The following is a 20,135-nucleotide window of genomic DNA, read 5'->3' as shown; positions in this document are numbered from 1 at the left end:
GGAGGACCCGAAGCGCCCGGCGTGCCGGAAGGCGCCGGGAGGTCCGGGATGTGGGAGGTCGCAGGGAGGCCCGGCGGGTCGACGGCCTCGGTGCCGGTTCTCGCGTCGGCCGTCTCGGCGTCGTCGCTCTGAGCCACCGTCCGAGTGCCCTCCGCGTTACTCACGGACCCGAACGTAGTGAGCCGCCTCCGGCCCTTCAAGCACCGCGTTTCTGATTCCGTGCAAAGAAAACGCCGCAGCCCCGGCCGGGGCTCCGCACGACCTCTCCACGGCCGTGGTCGAGGCCGGAGTCGTGGACGGGTCGTGACGGGAGGCGCGGGACCGGGGACTAGCTTCTGGAACGGGCGTGGCTGCAGCCGCAGGCGGCGGTGGGCCTGTCGGTCACGTACGCGCCCGCGTCGCGGAAGATGCCCGAGGCGGGGGTGTGCCCGGCCAGCGCGTCGGCGGCGAGCACGACCGCGGCCGCGGTGTAGGCCGAGCGCTCGTGCGGGAAGTGCTTCTCGTTCACGAACTGCCAGCCGGTCCAGTACGAGCCGTCCTCGTGCCGCAGGTGCTGCATGTCCGAGAAGAGCTTCGACGCCCGCTCCCGGTCGCCCAGGGCGTCGAGGGCCAGCACCAGCTCGCACGTCTCGGCGCCGGTCACCCACGGCTGGTCGGAGACGCAGCGGATGCCGAGGTCCGGTTCCACGAACGTGTCCCACTCCTCGGCCAGCCGCGCCTCCGCGGCCGGGCCGCGTACCGCACCGCCCAGGATCGGGTAGTACCAGTCCATCGAGAAGCGGCTCTTGTCGGCGAACGCCTCGGGGTGGGCGGCCAGCACGTGGCCGAGCTGGTCGGCGGCGAGCTCCCAGTCGGGTTGCGGATCGCCCAGGTGCTCGCCGAGCAGCACGCCGCAGCGCAGGCCCTGGTGGACGGAGGCGCAGCCGGTCAGCAGGGCGTACCCGGCGGGCCTGCCGTCGGCCGCGCGCTCCCAGACGATCTCACCCCGGGTGGTCTGCAGGCCGACCACGAAGTCCAGCGCCGCCCGGACGACCGGCCACATCCGCCGCGCGAACTCCTCGTCCCCGGTCACCAGCAGCTCGTGCCGGACGCCGACCGCGACGTACGCGGCGTGGTTGGACTCCCCGCCCTGCTCGACGGCCTCGCCGCCGACCAGCTTCATCGGCCAGGAACCGTCGGCCCGTTGCGTGCGGACCAGCCAGTCGTACCCCCGGCGGACCGGGTCGGTGAGCCCCGCCACGCTCATCGCCATCAGGCACTCGATGTGGTTCCAGGCGTCCACGTGCCCCTCGGGCCACGGGACGCCGCCGTCGGGCTCCTGCACCGCCGCGATGCTCCACGCGGTCCGGACGACCTGTTCCCACTGCATTTCCCACCCCATGGAGCCGCTCACCGCTTCTCCCTCAGAGCTCACGCAGGCTTCCGGACGTAGAGCACCACGCTCTTGCCGATGAGCGGGTTGAGCACCGCCTCGGCGATCCTGGTGGCGGCGGGACGCTTCATGATGTCCCAGACCAGCAGCTCGTGGTACGCCTTGGCGAGCGGGTGGTCGTCGTTGCCGACGCCGACCGCGCACTTGATCCACCAGTACGGCGCGTGCAGGCCGTGGGCGTGGTGGTGCGGGCCGATGGTGAAGCCCGTCGACTTGAGCTTCGCGCTCAGCTCGGCCAGCGTGTAGATGCGGACGTGCCCGCCGGGAGCGGTGTGGTACGCCTCGTCGAGTGCCCAGCAGATCCGTTCGGGCAGGAAGCTCGGCACGGTGACGGCCGCCTGGCCGCCCGGCTTGAGCACGCGGAAGATCTCGCGCATCGCGGCCATGTCGTCGGGGATGTGCTCCAGCACCTCGGCCGCGATCACCCGGTCGAAGCTGCCGTCCTCGAACGGCATGTCGAGCGCGTCGCCCGTCACGGTGTCCGCCGTCGCCTCGGGCGGCACCTCCCCGGCCTTGTCCATCGCGGCGAACATGCTCGCCACGCCCTCCAGCTCCTTGGCGTCCATGTCGAAGGCCACCACGTCGGCACCGCGCCGCAGTACCTCGAAGGCATGCCGTCCGCCGCCACAGCCCAGGTCCAGGACTCGGTTCCCCGGTCCCACGGGCAGCCGGTCGAAGTCGACAGTCAGCACTCGCCGCTCCTCTTCACAGGTGGTCGTTCGGGATGTCGCTCACTTCGCGCGGCGGGCCTGGATGGCCTCGTGGTAGGCCTCCACGGTCCGCTTGGCGACGACGTTCCAGGTGAAGCGTTCCATCACCCGGTCGTAGCCCTTGCGGCCCACCGCCGCCCGCTCCTCGGGGGAGTCGTGCAGGCGGCGCAGCACCGCGGCCAGCTCCTCGGGGTCGCCCGGGGCCACCTGCACGGCGGCGTCGCCGACGACCTCGGGCAGCGCCCCGGTGCGGCTGGCGACCAGCGGGGTGCCGCAGGCCATGTGCTCGACGGCCGGGAGGGAGAAGCCCTCGTACAGGGAGGGGACGACCGAGATCTCCGAGGTGGCGATCAGCTCGCCCAGCTCGGTGTCGGAGATGCCGTGGACGAACCTGACCCGGTCCTGCAGCGCCAGCTCGGCGACGAGCTTCTCGGTCGGGCCGCCGGGGGTGGGCCTGCTGACCACGGTGAGGTTGACGTCGCGCTCGGTGGCGAGCTTCGCCACCGCCCGCAGCAGCGTCGCGACGCCCTTCATCGGGGAGTCGGCGCTGGCCACCGCGACGATGGAGCCGGGCCGCTTGGGCATCTCCGGGCGCGGGTGGAAGTAGCGGGTGTCGACGCCCAGCGGGATGAGCCGCATGTTCTTCTGCGGCACGTTGAAGTCGCGGTGGATGTCGGCGAGGGACGACTCGCTGACGGTCAGGATCGGGTTGAGCCGCGGCGCGACCTTGGCCTGCATGCGCACGAAGCCGTACCAGCGCCGCATGGGGATCTTCTTGCGCAGCGTCGCGGCCTTCAGCTCGATGCGCCGGTCCACGCTGATCGGGTGGTGGATGGTCCCGACCACCGGGAACAGCTTCTGGATGCCGAGCACGCCGTAGCCGAGGGTCTGGTTGTCCTGCACGACGTCGAAGTCGCCGACGCGCTTCTTCAGTTCGCGGTACGCCCGCAGGCTGAAGGTGAGCGGCTCGGGGAATCCGGCGGTCCACATGGTGCCGACCTCGAGCAGGTCGATCCAGTCGCGGTACTCCCGCAGCCCGGGGGTGCGGAAGGGGTCCTCGTCGCGGTACAGGTCCAGGCTGGGGATCTTGGTGAGGACGACGCCCTCGTCGAGCTCCGGGTAGGGCTGGCCGGAGAAGACCTCCACGCTGTGCCCGAGGGCGACCAGCTCGCGGCTGAGATGACGCAGGTAGACGCCCTGCCCACCACAGGTCGGCTTGCTGCGGTACGACAGCAGCGCGACGCGCAGTGATTCAGCACCCGGCACGGCAACCCCCTTCTCAACCTGTCCGAAAAGGGGACAGGTACCGTGAAAGATGACCTTAGTCCTCGGACCCTACCATTCATGAGCTCTGTTCCACTTGATGTGGAATTGTTCCTAGATCGTGCTTCACAGGGTGCGAACTGGGAAGTTAGCCTTACCGAGCGTGATTCGGTGTAACGCGTTCTAGGCGTGCTGTGCCGTGGGGTGCTGGTGCCCGCCGGGGGGTGTGCGGGTACATTCGCCATCAAACGGCACAAGACCAGGCATAGGTCGCCGCCCCCGCAAGCGAGGAGGACGCGTTGGCCAGGCGCGCGCTGATCACCGGTATCACCGGGCAGGACGGTTCCTATCTGGCCGAGTGCCTGCTCAGTCAGGGCTACGAGGTCTCCGGCCTCGCCCGAGGGCAGGCCAACCCCCGCGTATCGCGGCTTCGCAAGCTTCTCCAGGACGTCCAGCTCGTCCGGGGCGACCTGCTCGACCAGGGCTCGCTGATCTCCGCCGTCGAGAAGGTCCAGCCCGACGAGGTCTACAACCTGGGTGCCATCTCCTTCGTCCCCATGTCGTGGGAGCAGGCCGAGCTCACCGCGGAGGTGACCGGCATGGGCGTGCTGCGCATGCTCGAGGCCATCCGGGTCTGCTCGGGCATCTCCTCCTCGCGTACGGCGGCGGGCTCGGGTCAGATCCGGTTCTACCAGGCCTCCTCCTCGGAGATGTTCGGCCAGGTCCGCGAGACCCCGCAGACCGAGATCACTCCCTTTCACCCCCGCTCGCCGTACGGGGTGGCCAAGGCGTACGGGCACTTCCTGACGCAGAACTACCGCGAGTCGTACGGCATGTACGCGGTGTCGGGGATCCTGTTCAATCACGAGTCCCCGCGCCGGGGAGCCGAGTTCGTCACCAGGAAGGTGACGCTCGGCGTGGCCAGGATCAAGCTCGGCCTCGCCTCCGAGTTGCGCCTGGGCAACATGGAGGCACGGCGCGACTGGGGGTTCGCCGGAGACTACGTCCGCGCGATGCACCTGATGCTCCAGGCGGACACGCCGGAGGACTACGTGATCGGCACCGGCCGCACCCACACCGTCCGCGACCTCGTGGAGGCCGCCTTCACCGCCGCCGGGCTCGACTGGGAGCGGTACGTGGTCACCGACCAGAACCTGCACCGTCCGGCGGAGGTCGACCTGCTGTGCGCCGACCCGAAGAAGGCCCGCGTCCAGCTCGGCTGGGAGCCCACGGTCACCTTCGAGGAACTCGTGGCGATGATGGTCGAGTCGGACGTCAAGCTGCTCTCCGAGGGCGGCGACCCCGACCAGGACTCCTCCTGGCCCTGAGCCTCCCCGTTCCCGAGCCTCCCGTCCCCGGGCTTCCTGCGCCCGGGGTCTTTTTCCGTCCCCGGGGCCTTTTCCCGTTCGTGGGCCGGCCCGGAGAGACCCCGCCTCGCCCCGGCCCCGCCCCGGCCCCGGGGTGGCTCCGGGTGACCTCGAAGCGGCGTCGACGGGGCCCCGAAGCGGTGCCGAAGTGACTCGGGCGTTCCCGCCCGGCCTGACCCGGCGGGCTCTCGCCCGCTAGGCGAGTCGGAACGTCTCGTCTTGACAGTGTGTGCGACAGAGGCGATGCTGTACCCATTGACGAGACGGAACGTATCGTTTCTCAAGAGCCCCGAAGAGTTCGACAGAGGAGAAACCATGTCCCGACGTGCGCACATCGCGATGGTCAGCATCCCCGCGCCGGGCCACGTGAACCCGAGCATCGAGGTGATCAGGGAGCTGGTGGCGCGCGGGCACCGGGTGACCTATGCCAACGACCCCTCCTTCGCCGAGGTGATCACCGGAGCCGGGGCCGAGCTCGTCCCGTACACCTCGACCCTGCCCATGGGCGACACCGCCGAGTGGCCGGAGGACCCGATCGCCCAGCTCGACGTCTTCCTCGGCGACGCGATCTCGATGTTGCCGCAGCTCCGCGCCGCGTACGAGAACGACCGGCCCGATCTGTTCCTCTACGACATCGGGGGTTACACGGCCCGGGTGCTCGCGGAGAACTGGGACATCCCCCTGATGCAGCTCTCGCCGACCTACGTGGGCTGGGAGGGCTACCGGGAGGACATGGCGCCGATGATCGAGGAGCTGAGGAGGGCCCCGGGCGGGGCCGAGCACTACCGGCGGTTCGAGGAGTGGCTGCGCGACAACGGCATCCACGGCATCGACTCCGACGACTTCGGGGGCCGCCCGCCGCGGGCGCTGGCGCTCATCCCGAAGGTCATGCAGCCCAACGCCGACCGGGTCGATCCCGCCCGGATCACCTTCACCGGGCCCTGCTTCGCCACCCGCTCCCACCAGGAGCCCTGGATCCGCCCCGAGGGCGCGGAGAAGGTGCTGCTCGTCTCCCTGGGGTCGGCCTTCACCAACCTGCCGGGCTTCTACCGCTCCTGCCTGGCGGCCTTCGGCGACCTGCCCGGCTGGCACGTCGTCCTCCAGGTCGGGAAGTTCGTGGACCGGGCGGAACTCGGGGTGATCCCCGCCAACGTCGAGGTGCACTCCTGGGTGTCGCAGCTCTCGATCCTGGAACAGGCCGACGCGTTCGTCACCCACGCGGGCATGGGCGGCACCCAGGAGGGCCTGTACTGCGGCGTCCCGATGATCGCCGTCCCGCAGGCCGCCGACCAGTTCGGCAACGCCGACAGGCTCGTGGAGCTCGGGGTCGGCCGCCGGATCGACACCGAGGAGGCCACCCCCGAGGCGCTGCGCGCCGCCCTGCTCGACCTCACCTCCGACCCGGAGGTGGCGGCGCGGCTGGCGAAGCTCCGGGACGAGGTCCGGGGCGAGGGCGGCACCGTCCGCGCGGCCGACCTGATCGAGGAACTGCTCCGGCGTCGAGGGGAGGTTCGCCCGTCCTGAGGCGCGGGCCGGGCGGGCGACGCCCGGCCCGCCGCCGGCGCGCTCCGCGGGCGGGCTCATCAGACGGGCGCAGATTCGGCACGGTTCGCCCCGGTTTTCTCCGGCTCCGGCAGTGGCTCCGGCACGGCCCAGACCTCTTCCGAGGTCTTACGACGCGTCACCCGTCCGGACTCGTCGGCGAACACCCCGAACCCCTCGATCGTTCCTGCGCGCTCACCAGCGCAGTTCCCCGGCCTCGTCCTGGAACGTTCCTGTCGGGCCGTCCGCGCCGAGAGTCGCCAGACGCACGACGGTTCTGGCGCTCTCTTCCGGTGATCTTCCGCCTTCGAAGGACAGGCCGGCGGTCATGTCGGTGGCGGTGAAGCCCGGCTCGAGCGCGTTGAACTTGATGCCCGGCTGAGACTTGGCGTACTGGACCGTGAGCATGGTGGCCGCTGCCTTGGACGCGGAGTAAAGCGCAGCCCTCAGGTGGAACTCCGGCCGGTCGGGGTTGTTCACCGCCCAGAACGACCCGGCGCTGCTCGAGACGGTGACCACGGTGGGATTCGAGGATCTGCGCAGCAGGGGGATCGCCGCCTCCGTGACGCGCACGATTCCCACCGCGTTGGTGTCGAAGGACCGCAGGGCCGTGGGGCCGTCCAGGGCTCCGTTCTCCAGGATGCCCGCGTTGTGCACCAGGACGTCGAGCCGGCCCTCGGCCGAACCGATCGTCGCCAGCGCGTTGCTCACCGACGCGTCGTCGGTCACGTCGAGCTGCACGAATCGTGCGCCGAGCGCCGCCGCGGCCTTCTCGCCTCGCTCGACGTCACGCGCCCCGATGTAGACGACGTGCCCAAGCCCCAGAAGCTGTTTGGCTGTCTCGAAACCGATGCCCTTGTTGGCCCCGGTGACCAGTGTGACGGTCATGTCTCACCTCTCGAAATACGTGGCCCGAGCGGACCGTTGAGCACGCTATGCGGAGCTACTCGCCTCGACCAGAGCCCTCTCGAGCCGGGGGTGTGACAGGGCCCCCTCTGTCCGCCTCGCGGAGTCCTGGGCCGGCCTCATGAGCGCGACGACGAACGCCCTCGGCGCGTACCTCCGTGCCCGGCGCGAGCTGGTGACGCCTCAGCAGGCGGGCATCCCCGGCGTCGGTGTGCGGCGTGTGCCCGGGCTGCGGCGCGAGGAGGTCGCCATGCTCGCCGGCATCAGCGCCGACTACTACCTGCGGTTGGAACGGGGCCGCGATCGCAACCCGTCCGCGCAGGTGCTCGAGTCGATCGCTCGCGTGCTCCACCTCGACGACGACCACATCGCCCATCTGCGGACCCTGGTCTCGGAGGCACCCCGGCGGCGCAGACGCCGGCCGCCCAGGGAGATCCCGCCGCCCGGCGCCCTCAAGCTCCTGGACTCCCTCGTCCAGCCCGCTTTCATCGAAGGCCGGTACTTCGACATCTTGGCCTCGAACAGTCTTGCCAGGGCGCTCTCTCCCGGTCTCGCCGCAGGGGGCAACCAGCTGAGGGACATGTTCCTGGACCCGGCCGAGCAGGCTCTGCACCCTGACTGGAAAGACGTCACGGAATGCCTCGTTGCGAACCTGCGGCAGTCCGTGGGCAACGACATCGACGATCCTCGCTTCATCGAGCTCACCGGAGAGCTCTCACTGGCGAGTCCCCATTTCCGCCGGCTCTGGGCCCGCCACGAGGTCCGCGGGCAGCGCGGGTCGCTGATGCGGATCAACCACCCGCAGGTCGGGGAACTGACCCTCAACCGGGAACGACTGGGCATAGGCGGAACCGAGGGCCTGATGCTCGTCGTGTATCACCCGGAAGCCGGGTCCAGCGATGCGGACAAGCTGGCTCTGCTGGCCTCCGCGGGCCTGCCGACCTCGGACAAGAACAAGAGCTCCGGCAGGCCGGCACGTGAGACGGACGGCGCCGCGTTCGGGTGAACCCGGCGAGGCGCGAGGCCGATGCGGAGCGAAACGGCGCGAGCGGACAAGACTTCCCGCCGGAGTCCCGAGGTGGAGGCACCTGTGAGACGACGCCCGGGATCATCGGCACCCGCGAGGTGGTCGCTTAGACCGGCTTGCGGGCAGGCTGGGCGGTGGTGCGGCCCGCCAGGCGCTCGTAGCGTTGCTTGGCCGCCTGGGGGGTGGCGAGGCCGAGGCCGAACGCGATCTCCTGCCAGGTGAGACCGCGGCCCCGCGCCGTGAGGAGGAGCGACGCCTCCAGCTCGTCCATTTCCGCGCGGGCCCTGGGCAGGAGGGTCAGGGCGGCGGTGATGTCGGCGTGGTCCACCTCCGGCTCGCCCTCCTCGCGATGGGCGCTGCCGCTCAGGAGGAACGTCACGAGCCTGACGGCCTCGTGGGGTCCGAGGACCGTGGGGTGGACCTGCCGGAGGCGCTGGCCCTCGCCGGCCGCGTGGCGCTCGGCGATGCGCGAGAGGGAGGCGTACTCGCGGTGTGCCCGGGTCAGGCCCGGGTCGGAGGGCGTGAAGGGGTCGGATGATCCGTCGTGATTCGCGGGCATGCCATCAGGATGGCTCGATTCACAAAGTGTTGTCAACATGATGAGTTAAACATAATGTTTAAACGGTGGGCGTGACGTCCTCCCCCGCGGCCGAGACGAGCCTGGGATCCGGTGTGGACGACCTGAGAAGGCCACGGGGGCGAGCGGCCCCGCGTGACCTTCCCAGATGTCGTCCTCGGCGTGCGCTTCCGGTGTCGCCGGACCTCAGGCGACGGAGACCGGCAGATCCTTGATGCCGTTGATGAAGTTGGACCGCAGGCGGCGGGCCTCACCGGCCTGCTCCAGGCCGGGCAGCCGCTCGGCCAGCACCTCGAAGAGGACCCGCAGTTCCAGCTTGGCGAGGTGGTTGCCCAGGCAGAAGTGGGCCCCGCCGCCGCCGAAGCCGATGTGCGGGTTGGGGTCACGGCCGATGTCGAAGACGCCGGGGTCGGCGAACACCTCCTCGTCCCGGTTGGCGGAGCTGTAGAAGACCACGATCTTGTCGTCCTCCTTAACCTCCTGCCCGCCGATCGTCGTGTCGGCGGTGGCCGTACGGCGGAAGAGGTTCACCGGGGAGACCCAGCGGACGATCTCGTCGGCCGCGGTGCGGGCGAGGGCGCGGTCGGCGACCAGCCGCCGCCACTGCTCGGGGTTCTCGAAGAAGGCGAGCATGCCGCCCGAGGCCGCGTTGCGGGTGGTCTCGTTGCCCGCCACCACGAGCAGCAGCACGAACAGGTCGAACTCCTCCTCGGTGAGCGTCTCCCCGGCTGCGTCGGGCATGATCAGCTTGGTGACGATGTCCTCGCGGGGCTGCGCGCGCCGCTCGGCGGCCAGGGTGTTGGCGTAGGCGTAGACCTCCATGGCCGCGTTCGTGCCCTCTTCGGGGTCGGCCGCGTAGTCGGGGTCCTCGGCCCCGATCATCTGGTTGGACCAGTTGAAGATCTTGTCGCGGTCCTCGACGGGGGCGCCGAGCAGCTCGCAGATCACGTACAGCGGCAGCGGGGCGGCGATGTCCCTGACGAAGTCGACCGAGCCGCGTCCCTTGGCCTCGTCCACCAGCTCGTGGCAGATGTCGCGGATGTGCTGCTCCAGGGCGCCCATCATGCGCGGGGTGAAACCCCGGTTGACCAGGGAGCGCCGCCGGGTGTGGTCCGGCGGGTCCTGGTTGAGCATCATCATCCGCTGCAGGGCCATCTGGTCCTCGGGCATCTCGTTGAAGAGCGCGAGTTTCCTGCTCGACGAGAACAGGTCGGAGCGGCGGGAGACCTGCACCACGTCGGCGTGCTTGGTGACCGCCCAGAAGCCGGGCCAGCCCCGCTCGGTGTCGCCCGGGTGCGCGTAGACCGGCGCGTTCGCCCGTAGCCAGGCCAGCTGCTCGTACGGCGCGCCGTTCCGCCAATAGAAGTCCTGGTCGACCAGATCGATATCCATTGGTCCTCCTGCGAGCCGGGTCGGCGTTCTCGTGACGCGATGACGCGGTTCATTGTCGGTACGGCCTTGGGGGTGCGGTCAGCGGCGTACCCCACCCGTTCGCTGAGAATCCATCGCGAACGTGGCGATCGCGGGACTTTCCGATGTTCCCGCCTTCCGTCCGGGGCACGCCGACTCGTCAAGCGCTTGATCGGGCGCTCGGCGAGCCATCTTTCTGAAACGTGTTCTATTACGGGAGGGGAACCCCGTCAAGTCAGGACCTCGGACCACGGCCGCGGGCCCCTCGCGCGGTGGCCGGAGGGCACTCCGCGTGACGACCTCCGGCACTCCGCGCGATGCCCGCCGGGCGCTCCGCGCGACGCTTTCGACCCTCCGCACGGCGGCTCTCGGCCACCCCGAACGGCCGTGAGGCCCGGGACGCGTGGGTGCGTCCCGGGCCTCACGGGGATTCAGAACCGGTTCCTACGGAGGAGACGGGGGAACCGGGGGCGGACCGCGTACGGGAGCGCCGGGATCAGAACGCGATGTCGCGCCAGGTGCCCACCTCCGCGGCGGTCAGGGCCCTGGGCAGGATGGCCATGCGGTCGACCGCGCCGCTCAGACGCTGGCCGCCGTCCTGGTCGGCGCCGAAGCGCAGCGGCCGGGAGGTGCAGCCGGTGATGCCGTCGTTGGTGGCCGTGCCGCCGCCGACCCGGGTGCCGTCGACGTAGGCGTTGATCACGCCGTTGCGGTCCATGGTGACGACGAGGTCGATGTAGCGGCCGGTCGGGATCGTCCCGCTCAGCCCCACGTTCTGCCCGGCGCCGATGAAGCGCAGGGTGTTGGAGGGGGTGAGGTCGACGATGATCCCGTCGGTGCCCGGGTTGCCGCCGGGCTGGGAGTCGAAGAGCCGCCGGTAGCCGGTCCCCTCGATCTTGACCTCGGCCGCGAACGTCGCCTCGGGCAGGTAGCCCAGCAGGGTGTTCCCTGTGGTGAGGTAGGTCGAGCCGTTCAGGACCAGCCCGCTGCCGCTCGGGGCCTCGGTGTCGTAGGTCGTGCCGCCGACGACGGTGGCGTTCCTGCCGCTGCCGGAGGTGTCGGTGACGGTCGTGCCCGACGTCGGGTCCCAGGCGACGACGGCCCGGTCCGCCGGGGGAGAGACGCACGGGTTGAGGCCGACGGCCGCCGAGCTGCCGGCCTTCCAGCCGCTGCCCGACAGCTCCGCCGCGACCCGCGCTGACCTGGTCCCGTTCGCGGGACCGACGGCCACCGAGAACGAGAAGGTCTTCGGGCCGCCCGGCGAGACGGCGGGCACCTCGATCGAGGTGGGGACGGCGGTCCAGCCCTGCGGCAGGGCGAGGGCCAGCGTGCCGGCGGGCACGTTCTCCCGGCCGGTCGCGGTGACGGTGACGGTGACCGGGATCGACTCGCCGGCGCCCGCGACGACCGGGGCGGTGATCTTGACGGTCACCTCGTTGACGAGCGTGTAGGACCTGCCCGCCTTGGCGTCGATGGTGACGACGTCACCGTCGCGGCGCGGGGTGATCGTCCGGCCACGCTCGTCCTCGACGTGGTAGCGGCCGCCGATCATGGCGGCGCGGACCTTGAGGGGGCCGGACGTCCCGGCGTGCACGGTGACCCTGTCGGCGTTGCCGTCCTTCCACGAGGCGTCCACGGTCACGTCGCCCCGGGCGCGCAGGCCGGTGACCGACCCAGTGGGCCAGGCCGACGGCAGCGCGGGCAGTACGTGGACCGTGTCGTGCTGGCTCTGCACCAGCATCTCGGCGATGCCGGAGGTCGCGCCGAAGTTGCCGTCGATCTGGAACGGCGGGTGGGTGTCCCACAGGTTGTCCAGCGTGGAGCCCTTGAGCTGCTCGCTGAGCATCTTGTGCGAGTGGTCGCCGTCCAGCAGGCGGGCCCAGAAGTTGACCTTCCACGCCTTGCTCCAGCCGGTGCCGCCGTCGCCCCGCGCGGTGAGCGAGATCTTGGCCGCCTCGGCCTCCGGGGTGCCGGCCGTGATCTGCCGTCCGGGGTGCAGGGCGAACAGGTGGGAGACGTGCCGGTGGGTGTTGCCCCGGTCGTCCAGGTCCTCCTTCCACTCCTGGAGCTGTCCCCAGGAACCGATCCTGATGCCCGGGTCGAGCCTGTCCAGCGCGGCCTTCACCTCGGCCTGGAAGGCCTTGTCGGTCTTCAGCTCCTTCGCGGCCTCCAGGGTGTTGGTCAGCAGGTCGAAGACGATCTGCTGGGACATCGAGGCGCCCGCCGTGAAGTCGCCCTGCTCGGGGGAGTAGCTGGGGGAGACCACCAGTTTGCCGTCACGCGGGTCGGTGTAGAGGGTGTCCAGCCAGAACTCGGCCGCGCCCTTCATCACCGGGTACGCGGTCTTGCGCAGGTACTTGGTGTCGCCGCTGAAGCGGTAGTGGTCGTACATCTGCTGGGTCACCCATGCCGCCGCGTCGGGGAACCAGAACGAGGTGGCCCAGTTGTGCACGCCGGTGAAGCCGAACGGGTTGGTCTCGTTGTGCACCACCCAGCCGCGCGCCCCGAACATCTCCTTCGCGGTCTTCTGCCCGGGGGCGACCATCGACCGGATGTAGCTGTCGTACGGCTCGGTCGTCTCGGCGAGGTTGGTCTGCTCGGCGAGCCAGTAGTTCATCTGCAGGTTGATGTTGACGTGGTAGTCGGCCGACCAGGGGGGATTGGTGGAGTTGTTCCACACGCCCTGCAGGTTGGCCGGGAGCGACCCCTCCCTGGAGGAGGCGATCAGCAGGTAGCGGCCGTAGGCGAAGAACATCGCCTCCAGCGCCCGGTCGTCGGTCGAGGCGCCGCCGGTGTACGCCGCGCGCAGCCTGTCCGTCGGGATGGCCGGGGTCTTCTGCCCGAGGTCCAGTTCGACCCGGTCGAACAGCTTGCGGTAGTCGGCCTGGTGCTCGGACCTGAGCTCCTCGTACGACTTGCGGGAGGCCCTGTCGACCGCCTTGGTCACCTTGGCGTGCGGGTCCACGGTCCGGTAGGCCGGGTAGACGTCGGAGTAGTCGGTGCCCGCCGACAGCACGAACACCGCGCTGTCGGCGCCCGTGACGGTGATCTTGTCGGTGCCGTCGGTGCGGGTGCCGCCCTGGGTGATCACCTGGACCTGCGACTCGAACCTCATGCCGTTGTCGGCGAGCACGCCCTTGACGGTGAGGCGGCCCTTGGAGACCGAGACCTGCTTGTCGTCACGAGGCGAGGAGGTGCGCAGCGTGAAGGAGACCTTGCCGCGCTTGTCGGCGGAGAGCTTGCCGACGACGACGTTGCCGGGATGGCTGGCGAAGTACTCGCGGGAGTGGGTCACCCCGTTCGCGGTGTAGCCGACCCTGGCGACCGCGTCGCGCAGGTCCAGCTCCCGGCGGTAGCCGGTGGCGGTGTTCTCGGTGTTCTCGGGGGTCTCGGGGGTCTCGGGCATGTCCAGCCAGAGGTCCCCGAAGGTCTGGTAGGCGCCGAAGCCGCTCTTGGGCTGGCCGAGCTTGGCCGCCACCGCCTCGGGGGACATCCTGCCGTCGCGGTCGATCTGCGCCCTGACCTCGGCGATCGCGTTCGGCCTGGGGGAGGTCCAGTTGCCGAAGTCGTAGCCGTTCGCGCCGGGGCCACCGGTCCACAGGGACTTCTCGTTGAACTGGATCTGCTCGCTGTTCACGCCGCCGAACACCATGGCGCCCAGCGCGCCGTTGCCGATCGGCAGCGCCTGGGTCTCCCAGTCGGTGGCGGGCTTGTCGTACCAGAGCGTCAAGTCATCGGGTGTATTTGGCATGGTCATATTTGCTGACGGCTCCGCGTTGGCCGAGCTCTGGCCGTATAACCCGGTGGCGAGGGTGAGGGCGGCGAGGAGTGCGACGCCGAGACGACGTCGTGGGGGGCGGGGCAACGGATTCCTCCGATCACAGGGCGGGACTGTTTCAAGGAGATAGCACCGAAATTCCGCCGTAACAAGCCTCATCCTCCGATGTTTCTCGACAGTTGATCGCTTTTGTGCCTCTCACCACCGCGAACGTCCCAGATGATCCCTGTTTCCGTCCACGCGAGGAAACCCGATGACTGGAGGTCAAAATTAGGACACGATCGAGCATTACCCCTGTCAGCTGCGGTTTCTCCTCGATAACGGATCGGACGTATCGGCCCGTGAGGGGTTGACATCGAGGTTCGGCGTCGTTCAGCATCACGAGACAAGACATCCGATGTATCAACGAAGGGTGCGGTGTGAAGCTGCTGCGAGTGGGACCCGTCGGCCAGGAGCGACCGGCCGTCCTGGACGGGGCCGGTAACCTCCGCGAAATCTCGGAAGCCGAGATCGACGGGGCTTTCCTCGCTTCCGGGGGAGTGGCTCGTGTCCGAGAGGCGCTGGAGCGGGACGAGCTTCCCGTGCTGGACGCCGAGGGGCTGCGGATCGGCGCCCCGATCGCGCGACCAGGGAAGATCGTGTGCGTCGGGCTCAACTACCGCGACCACGCGGAGGAGACGAACGCCGCGATCCCGGCCGAGCCGATCATCTTCATGAAGGCTCCCAACACGATCGTCGGGCCCGACGACGAGGTGCTCATCCCCAGGGGCAGCGTGAAGACCGACTGGGAGGTCGAGCTGGCCGTCGTCATCGGCGAGACGGCCCGCTACGTCGAGACGCACGAGGAGGCGCTGTCCAAGATCGCGGGCTACGCCATCTCCAACGACGTCTCCGAGCGGGAGTTCCAGCTGGAGCGCGGCGGCCAGTGGGACAAGGGGAAGTCCTGCGAGACCTTCAACCCGCTCGGCCCCTGGCTGGTCACCCCCGACGAGATCGCCGACCCGCAGGCCCTGGGTCTGCGCCTGTGGGTGGACGGCACGCGGTTCCAGAACGGCGACACCAAGAACATGATCTTCACGGTGGCGGAGGTCGTCCGCTATCTCAGCCGCTTCATGGTCCTCGAACCCGGTGACCTCATCAACACCGGCACCCCGGCGGGCGTCGCGCTCGGCCTGCCCGGCACGCCGTACCTGCGCGCCGGGCAGATCGTGGAGCTGGAGATCGACGGCCTCGGGAGCCAGCGACAGACCGTGGGGCAGGCATGAACGACAGGATCGACACCCGCGAGGACGCGCCGGTCGAAGCCGTCGTGGCCGGGGCGGCGGAGGCGGCGGAGGGGGTGCCGGCGGGGATCGGCGCGTACCGCATCACCTCGATGGAGACCCACGACATCCGCTTCCCCACCTCGCTGGAGCTCGACGGCTCCGACGCGATGAACCCCGACCCCGACTACTCGGCCGCCTACCTGATCCTGCGGACCGACGACGGGTTCGAGGGCCACGGCTTCGCCTTCACCATCGGGCGCGGCAACGAGGTGCAGACCGCCGCGATCAGGGCCCTGGAGCCGTACGTGCTCGGCAGGGACGTCGAGGACATGGGCGCCCTCTGGAAGGACATGGTCCACGACTCCCAGCTGCGCTGGCTCGGCCCGGAGAAGGGCGTCATGCACATGGCGATCTCCGCCGTGGTCAACGCGCTCTGGGACCTCAAGGCCAAGCGGGCGGGCAGGCCGCTCTGGCTGCTGCTGGCCGAGATGTCCCCCGAGGAGCTCGTCGAGCTGGTCGACTTCCGCTACCTCACCGACGCGCTCACCCCGCAGGAGGCGCTGGAGATCCTGCGCGCCGCCGAGCCCGGCAGGCGCGAGCGCGTGGCCCACCTGCGCGAGCACGGCTACCCGGCCTACACGACCTCCCCGGGGTGGCTCGGCTACGGCGACGACAAGCTGCGCCGCCTGTGCAAGGAGGCGATGGACGAGGGCTTCACCCAGATCAAGCTGAAGGTCGGCGCCGACCTGGAGGACGACAGGCGGCGGATGCGCATCGCCCGCGAGACCTGCGGCGAGGACTTCCCCATCGCGATCGACGCCAACCAGCGCTGGGACGTCGACTCCGCCATCGCCTGGGTGAACGCCCTCGCGGAGTTCCACCCGCACTGGGTGGAGGAGCCGACCAGCCCCGACGACGTGCTCGGCCACGCCGCCATCGCCCGGGGCATCGCGCCCATCCCGGTGGCCACCGGCGAGCACGTCCAGAACCGCATGGTCTTCAAGCAGCTCCTGCAGGCCGGCGCGATCTCCTACCTGCAGATCGACGCGGCCCGCGTCGCGGGCGTGAACGAGAACGTCGCGATCCTGCTGCTCGCCGCCAAGTTCGGCGTCCCGGTCTGCCCGCACGCGGGCGGGGTCGGCCTGTGCGAGCTGGTGCAGCACCTGTCGATGTTCGACTACGTCGCTGTCAGCGGCTCGATGGAGGGCAAGGTGATCGAGTACGTCGACCACCTCCACGAGCACTTCGTCGATCCCGTGGTGATCGAGAACGGCGCCTACGCCGCGCCGATCCGGCCCGGTTTCGGGGCGGCCATGCACGCCGCCTCCATCATTGACCACACCTATCCCAACGGTCCGGTATGGAGGTCCCTCAATGGGTGAGTTCGACGGTCTGCGCGCCCTGGTCACCGGTGGCGGCTCCGGCATCGGCCTGGCCACCGCCACCCTGCTGGCCGAGCGGGGCGCGAGGGTGGCCTCCCTCGACATCAACGTCTCCGATGGCCCGTTCGTCGAGGTCAGGGCGGACGTCACCGACGAGGAGGCGGTCAACGCGGCCGTCGCCCAGGCCGTCGAGCGGCTCGGCGGCCTGGACATCCTGGTCAACAACGCCGGGATCGGCGCCGCCGGGACGATCGAGGACAACCCCTACGAGGAGTGGTCCAGGGTCCTGGACGTCAACGTCCTGGGCATCGTCCGGGTCACCCGGGTGAGCCTGCCGCACCTGCGCCGCTCGGCGCACGCCGCGATCGTCAACACCTGCTCGATCGCGGCGACGGCGGGACTGCCCCAGCGGGCGCTCTACAGCGCGTCCAAGGGGGCCATCCAGTCGCTGACCCTGGCGATGGCGGCCGACCACGTCCGCGAGGGCATCCGGGTCAACTGCGTCAACCCCGGCACCGCCGACACCCCCTGGGTGCAGCGCCTGCTCGACGCGGCCGAGGACCCGGAGGCCGAGCGGGCGGCCCTGGAGGCCCGCCAGCCGATGGGCCGCCTGGTGAGCGCCCCGGAGGTCGCCGCGGCGATCGCCTACCTCGCGAGCCCGCTCGCGGCGGCCACCACCGGCACGGTCCTGGCCGTGGACGGCGGGATGCAGGGGCTCAGGCTCCGGCCGAAGTCATGACCGGGATCCCCGTATCGGTCGAGAAACGATTCACCCCCCACACAGCTTTGAATCGAGGCAACGGTATGAAAATCGGACCCGCGGCGACAGGTGCGGCACTGCTCGCGATCTCCTTCACCCTCTCCGCCTGCGGATCGTCGGAGCCCACCACCGCGGCCCAGCCCGGCGCTGACGCGGCCGCCGCTCCCGCGGGCGCCAAGGTCGGGATCGACTTCCCCCGCGCCGACTCCGACTTCTGGAACTCGTACAACAAGTACGTCCCCCAGATGGCGACCGAGCTGGGCGTCGACCTGATGCCGCCGACGAACTCGCAGAACGACGTGGCCAAGCTGGTCGCCAACGTCCAGGCCCTGACCGGCCAGGGCGCAAAGGTGATCGTCATGGCCCCGCAGGACACCGGTGCCATCGCCTCCACGCTGCAGTCGCTGGAGGGCAGGAACATCCCCGTCGTCACCGTGGACACCCGCCCCGACAAGGGCAAGGTCTACATGGTCGTGCGGGCCGACAACAAGGCGTACGGCACGAAGGCGTGCGAGTTCCTCGGCGAGAAGCTCGGCGGCAAGGGCAAGGTCGTCCAGCTCATGGGCGCGCTCTCGTCGATCAACGGTCGTGACCGGGCCGAGGCGTTCCGCGGCTGCATGAAGGACAAGTTCCCCGGCATCACGGTCTTCGAGGAGCCGACCGAGTGGGAGGGCACGAAGGCCGCCTCCATGCTCCAGACCCGTCTCGAGCAGCACCCGGACATCAAGGGCGTCTACATGCACGCCGGAGGCGTCCACCTGGCCCCCACCCTCCAGGTGCTCAAGGCCAAGGGCCTGATCGTGCCGCCGGAGGACCCCAAGCACGTCTTCGTGATCTCCAACGACGGTATCCCGCAGGAGTTCGAGGCGATCCGCAAGGGCGAGATCGACGCCACGGTCTCCCAGCCGGCCGACCTCTACGCCAAGTACGCGCTCTTCTACGCCAAGGCCGCGGCCGAGGGTAAGACCTTCCAGCCCGGCCCGACCGACCACGACAGCACGATCATCCAGCTGCCGAACGGTCTCGAGGACCAGCTCCCCGCTCCCCTGGTCACCAAGGAGAACGTGGACGACCAGGCTTTTTGGGGTAACCAGGTCAAGTGATGACATCTTCCGTCAAGGCAGTCGAGGCGCTTGGGATCACCAAGCGCTTCGGCCCGACCACCGCGCTCAACGGTGCCGGGATCGCCATCACCGAGGGGGAGACGCACGCGCTCGTCGGCAGGAACGGCGCGGGCAAGTCCACGCTGGTGTCGATCCTGACCGGGCTCCAGCGTCCCGACGAGGGCGAGGTCCGCTTCGCCGGGCGGCCCGCGCCGCCGCCGGCCGACCGGGACGCCTGGCGGCAGAGGGTCGCGTGCGTCTACCAGAAGTCGACGATCATCCCCACCCTGTCCGTCGCGGAGAACCTCTTCCTGAACCGCCAGACAGAGCGGGGCATGATCAGCTGGCGGAGCCTTCGCACGCGGGCCCGCCAGTTGCTGGAGCAGTACGGCGTGGACGTCGATGCGGAGACCATGGCCGGAGACCTGGGGGTCGAGCAGCGCCAGCTGCTGGAGATCGCCAGGGCGCTGTCGTTCGGCGCCCGGTTCATCATCCTGGACGAGCCCACCGCGCAGCTCGACGGCCCGGCCATCCAGCGGCTCTTCGACCGGATGCGCTCCCTGCGGGAGCAGGGCGTCACGATGATGTTCATCTCCCACCACCTGGAGGAGGTGTACGAGATCTGCCAGAGCGTCTCGGTGTTCCGCGACGCCCGGCACATCGTCACCGCCCCGGTCGGCGACCTGCCCCACGACCGGCTCGTGGACGCGATGACCGGCGAGGCCACCGCCGCCTACGAGTACCGCACCCGGACGGTCGCCCCCTCGGCCCCCGTGGTGCTGTCCGCGCGGTCGCTCAGCCTCGCCGGGCGCTACGAGGACGTGAACCTCGCCGTCAGGGCGGGGGAGATCGTCGGTCTCGCCGGTTCCGGCAGCAGCGGCAAGGTCGGTCTCGCCGAGACCCTGGTCGGCCTGCACCGGGCCGACACCGGGACGGTGACCGTCAACGGCACCGACATCAGGCAGGGCGACGTGCCCTCCGCGCTCCGCGCCGGGCTCGGGTTCGTCCCCCAGGACAGGCACCACCAGGGTTTCGTGCCGCTGCTGTCGATCGCCGAGAACGCGACCATCCCGATCGCCCACAAGCTCGGCCGCTACGGCGTGGTCTCCCCGGCCCGCCGCCGCGAGCGCGGCACCCGGATGATCGACCTGCTGGACATCAAGACGACGGGCCCCGACCAGCAGGTGGCCGACCTGTCCGGCGGCAACGCCCAGAAGGTGGTGCTGGCCAGGGCGCTCGCCGACGACCCGAACGCGCTCGTGGTCATCAACCCGACCGCCGGGGTGGACGTCAAGGCGAAGCACTCCCTGCTCGGCGCCGTGGAGGACGCGGCCGAGCGGGGGGCGGGGGCCGTACTGGTCTCCGACGAGCTCGACGACCTGCGAATCTGCGATCGCGTCCTCGTCATGTTCCACGGCAGGATCGTCAAGGACGTGCCGCGCGGCTGGACCGACAACGAGCTGGTGGCGGCGATGGAAGGCATCGACCACTCTTGACATCCTCCTCGCCCTGAAGGGCGGGGATTCCCACGGTCGCCCGTGAGGGTTCCTGCTTCACCGCCAACTGCCCGCCAGAGAGGACTCTCTGTGAGGTCTTACGTCAGCTCCACAGGC

At 69.9% G+C, this 20,135-nt stretch carries 15 protein-coding genes; 8 read left to right on the top strand and 7 right to left on the bottom strand.

Annotated elements, in window-relative coordinates; genetic code table 11:
* Positions 1-328: 328 nt before the first annotated feature.
* From ACTOQ2_RS22070 to ACTOQ2_RS22060, 3 genes are read right to left on the bottom strand one after another with little or no spacing between them, the layout of a single operon-like run.
* The gene (locus ACTOQ2_RS22070) at positions 329-1,381 is read right to left on the bottom strand and encodes a prenyltransferase (RefSeq protein WP_440101815.1); all 1,053 of its coding nucleotides are present in this window, start codon (positions 1,379-1,381) and stop codon (positions 329-331) included.
* Positions 1,382-1,410: 29 nt separating this feature from the next.
* Positions 1,411-2,124, bottom strand: coding sequence for a class I SAM-dependent methyltransferase (locus ACTOQ2_RS22065; protein WP_440069329.1), 714 nt, complete (start codon positions 2,122-2,124; stop codon positions 1,411-1,413).
* A 39-nt stretch (positions 2,125-2,163) separates the two neighbouring features.
* On the bottom strand, positions 2,164-3,408 hold the full coding sequence (locus ACTOQ2_RS22060) for a glycosyltransferase family 4 protein (protein WP_440069327.1): 1,245 nt from the start codon (positions 3,406-3,408) through the stop codon (positions 2,164-2,166).
* A gap of 296 nt (positions 3,409-3,704) precedes the next feature.
* Here ACTOQ2_RS22060 and ACTOQ2_RS22055 point away from each other — a divergent pair, with 296 nt between their 5' ends.
* Positions 3,705-4,733, top strand: a complete 1,029-nt coding sequence (locus tag ACTOQ2_RS22055) for a GDP-mannose 4,6-dehydratase (RefSeq protein ID WP_440084449.1) — start codon at positions 3,705-3,707, stop codon at positions 4,731-4,733.
* 354 nt (positions 4,734-5,087) lie between these two features.
* Positions 5,088-6,296 carry a macrolide family glycosyltransferase gene (locus tag ACTOQ2_RS22050; protein ID WP_440101794.1) on the top strand — a complete coding sequence of 403 codons (1,209 nt, stop codon included), beginning with the start codon at positions 5,088-5,090 and terminating at the stop codon, positions 6,294-6,296.
* 213 nt (positions 6,297-6,509) lie between these two features.
* Here the strand turns inward: ACTOQ2_RS22050 and ACTOQ2_RS22045 are convergent, their stop codons facing one another.
* Positions 6,510-7,202, bottom strand: a complete 693-nt coding sequence (locus ACTOQ2_RS22045) for an SDR family NAD(P)-dependent oxidoreductase (RefSeq protein ID WP_440101792.1) — start codon at positions 7,200-7,202, stop codon at positions 6,510-6,512.
* Between the two features lie 139 nt (positions 7,203-7,341).
* Between ACTOQ2_RS22045 and ACTOQ2_RS22040 the strand changes: the two genes are divergently transcribed.
* Positions 7,342-8,226 carry a helix-turn-helix domain-containing protein gene (locus tag ACTOQ2_RS22040; protein ID WP_440101790.1) on the top strand — a complete coding sequence of 295 codons (885 nt, stop codon included), beginning with the start codon at positions 7,342-7,344 and terminating at the stop codon, positions 8,224-8,226.
* Between the two features lie 127 nt (positions 8,227-8,353).
* On the opposite strand, the gene ACTOQ2_RS22035 is transcribed toward ACTOQ2_RS22040, so the two are convergent.
* The 3 genes from ACTOQ2_RS22035 to ACTOQ2_RS22025 all read right to left on the bottom strand — a co-directional run bounded on the left by ACTOQ2_RS22035 (position 8,354) and on the right by ACTOQ2_RS22025 (position 13,964).
* Entirely contained in the window at positions 8,354-8,806 is a 453-nt protein-coding gene (locus ACTOQ2_RS22035; protein WP_440101788.1) for a DNA-binding protein, read from the bottom strand.
* A 204-nt stretch (positions 8,807-9,010) separates the two neighbouring features.
* Complete coding sequence (locus ACTOQ2_RS22030; RefSeq protein ID WP_440101787.1) at positions 9,011-10,216, bottom strand: cytochrome P450; 1,206 nt, start codon at positions 10,214-10,216, stop codon at positions 9,011-9,013.
* A 514-nt stretch (positions 10,217-10,730) separates the two neighbouring features.
* On the bottom strand, positions 10,731-13,964 hold the full coding sequence (locus ACTOQ2_RS22025) for a glycosyl hydrolase family 95 catalytic domain-containing protein (protein ID WP_440101786.1): 3,234 nt from the start codon (positions 13,962-13,964) through the stop codon (positions 10,731-10,733).
* Positions 13,965-14,431: 467 nt separating this feature from the next.
* On the opposite strand from ACTOQ2_RS22025, the gene ACTOQ2_RS22020 reads away from it, so the two are divergent.
* The 5 genes from ACTOQ2_RS22020 to ACTOQ2_RS22000 all read left to right on the top strand — a co-directional run bounded on the left by ACTOQ2_RS22020 (position 14,432) and on the right by ACTOQ2_RS22000 (position 20,018).
* Positions 14,432-15,277 (top strand): fumarylacetoacetate hydrolase family protein, encoded by an 846-nt coding sequence (locus ACTOQ2_RS22020; protein ID WP_440101785.1) that lies wholly within the window; start codon positions 14,432-14,434, stop codon positions 15,275-15,277.
* Positions 15,274-16,659, top strand: coding sequence for an L-fuconate dehydratase (locus ACTOQ2_RS22015; protein ID WP_440101783.1), 1,386 nt, complete (start codon positions 15,274-15,276; stop codon positions 16,657-16,659). The genes ACTOQ2_RS22020 and ACTOQ2_RS22015 overlap by 4 nt, the downstream gene beginning before the upstream one ends.
* Complete coding sequence (locus tag ACTOQ2_RS22010; protein WP_440101782.1) at positions 16,652-17,398, top strand: SDR family NAD(P)-dependent oxidoreductase; 747 nt, start codon at positions 16,652-16,654, stop codon at positions 17,396-17,398. The genes ACTOQ2_RS22015 and ACTOQ2_RS22010 overlap by 8 nt, the downstream gene beginning before the upstream one ends.
* Positions 17,399-17,463: 65 nt before the next feature.
* A complete protein-coding gene (locus ACTOQ2_RS22005) occupies positions 17,464-18,522 on the top strand; it encodes a sugar ABC transporter substrate-binding protein (protein ID WP_440101780.1) in 1,059 nt (352 codons plus the stop codon).
* The gene (locus ACTOQ2_RS22000; protein ID WP_440101779.1) at positions 18,522-20,018 is read left to right on the top strand and encodes a sugar ABC transporter ATP-binding protein; all 1,497 of its coding nucleotides are present in this window, start codon (positions 18,522-18,524) and stop codon (positions 20,016-20,018) included. Before ACTOQ2_RS22005 ends, ACTOQ2_RS22000 begins: the two co-directional genes overlap by 1 nt.
* The last annotated feature ends 117 nt before the right edge of the window (positions 20,019-20,135 follow it).

The organism is Streptosporangium sp. H16 (genome assembly GCF_051918855.1).
Lineage (GTDB): Bacteria > Actinomycetota > Actinomycetes > Streptosporangiales > Streptosporangiaceae > Streptosporangium.
Note: the sequence above shows the minus strand (reverse complement) of the source record. Positions and strands in the feature narration are given on the sequence as shown.

Bases quoted from the DNA above. Each gene is read 5' to 3' on its own strand.
- ACTOQ2_RS22070 (WP_440101815.1), bottom strand. From the start codon at position 1,381: ATGGGGTGGGAAATGCAGTGGGAACAGGTCGTCCGGACCGCGTGGAGC.
- ACTOQ2_RS22050 (WP_440101794.1), top strand. From the start codon at position 5,088: ATGTCCCGACGTGCGCACATCGCGATGGTCAGCATCCCCGCGCCGGGC.
- ACTOQ2_RS22045 (WP_440101792.1), bottom strand. From the start codon at position 7,202: ATGACCGTCACACTGGTCACCGGGGCCAACAAGGGCATCGGTTTCGAG.
- ACTOQ2_RS22040 (WP_440101790.1), top strand. From the start codon at position 7,342: ATGAGCGCGACGACGAACGCCCTCGGCGCGTACCTCCGTGCCCGGCGC.
- ACTOQ2_RS22035 (WP_440101788.1), bottom strand. From the start codon at position 8,806: ATGCCCGCGAATCACGACGGATCATCCGACCCCTTCACGCCCTCCGAC.
- ACTOQ2_RS22030 (WP_440101787.1), bottom strand. From the start codon at position 10,216: ATGGATATCGATCTGGTCGACCAGGACTTCTATTGGCGGAACGGCGCG.
- ACTOQ2_RS22015 (WP_440101783.1), top strand. From the start codon at position 15,274: ATGAACGACAGGATCGACACCCGCGAGGACGCGCCGGTCGAAGCCGTC.
- ACTOQ2_RS22010 (WP_440101782.1), top strand. From the start codon at position 16,652: ATGGGTGAGTTCGACGGTCTGCGCGCCCTGGTCACCGGTGGCGGCTCC.
- ACTOQ2_RS22005 (WP_440101780.1), top strand. From the start codon at position 17,464: ATGAAAATCGGACCCGCGGCGACAGGTGCGGCACTGCTCGCGATCTCC.
- ACTOQ2_RS22000 (WP_440101779.1), top strand. From the start codon at position 18,522: ATGACATCTTCCGTCAAGGCAGTCGAGGCGCTTGGGATCACCAAGCGC.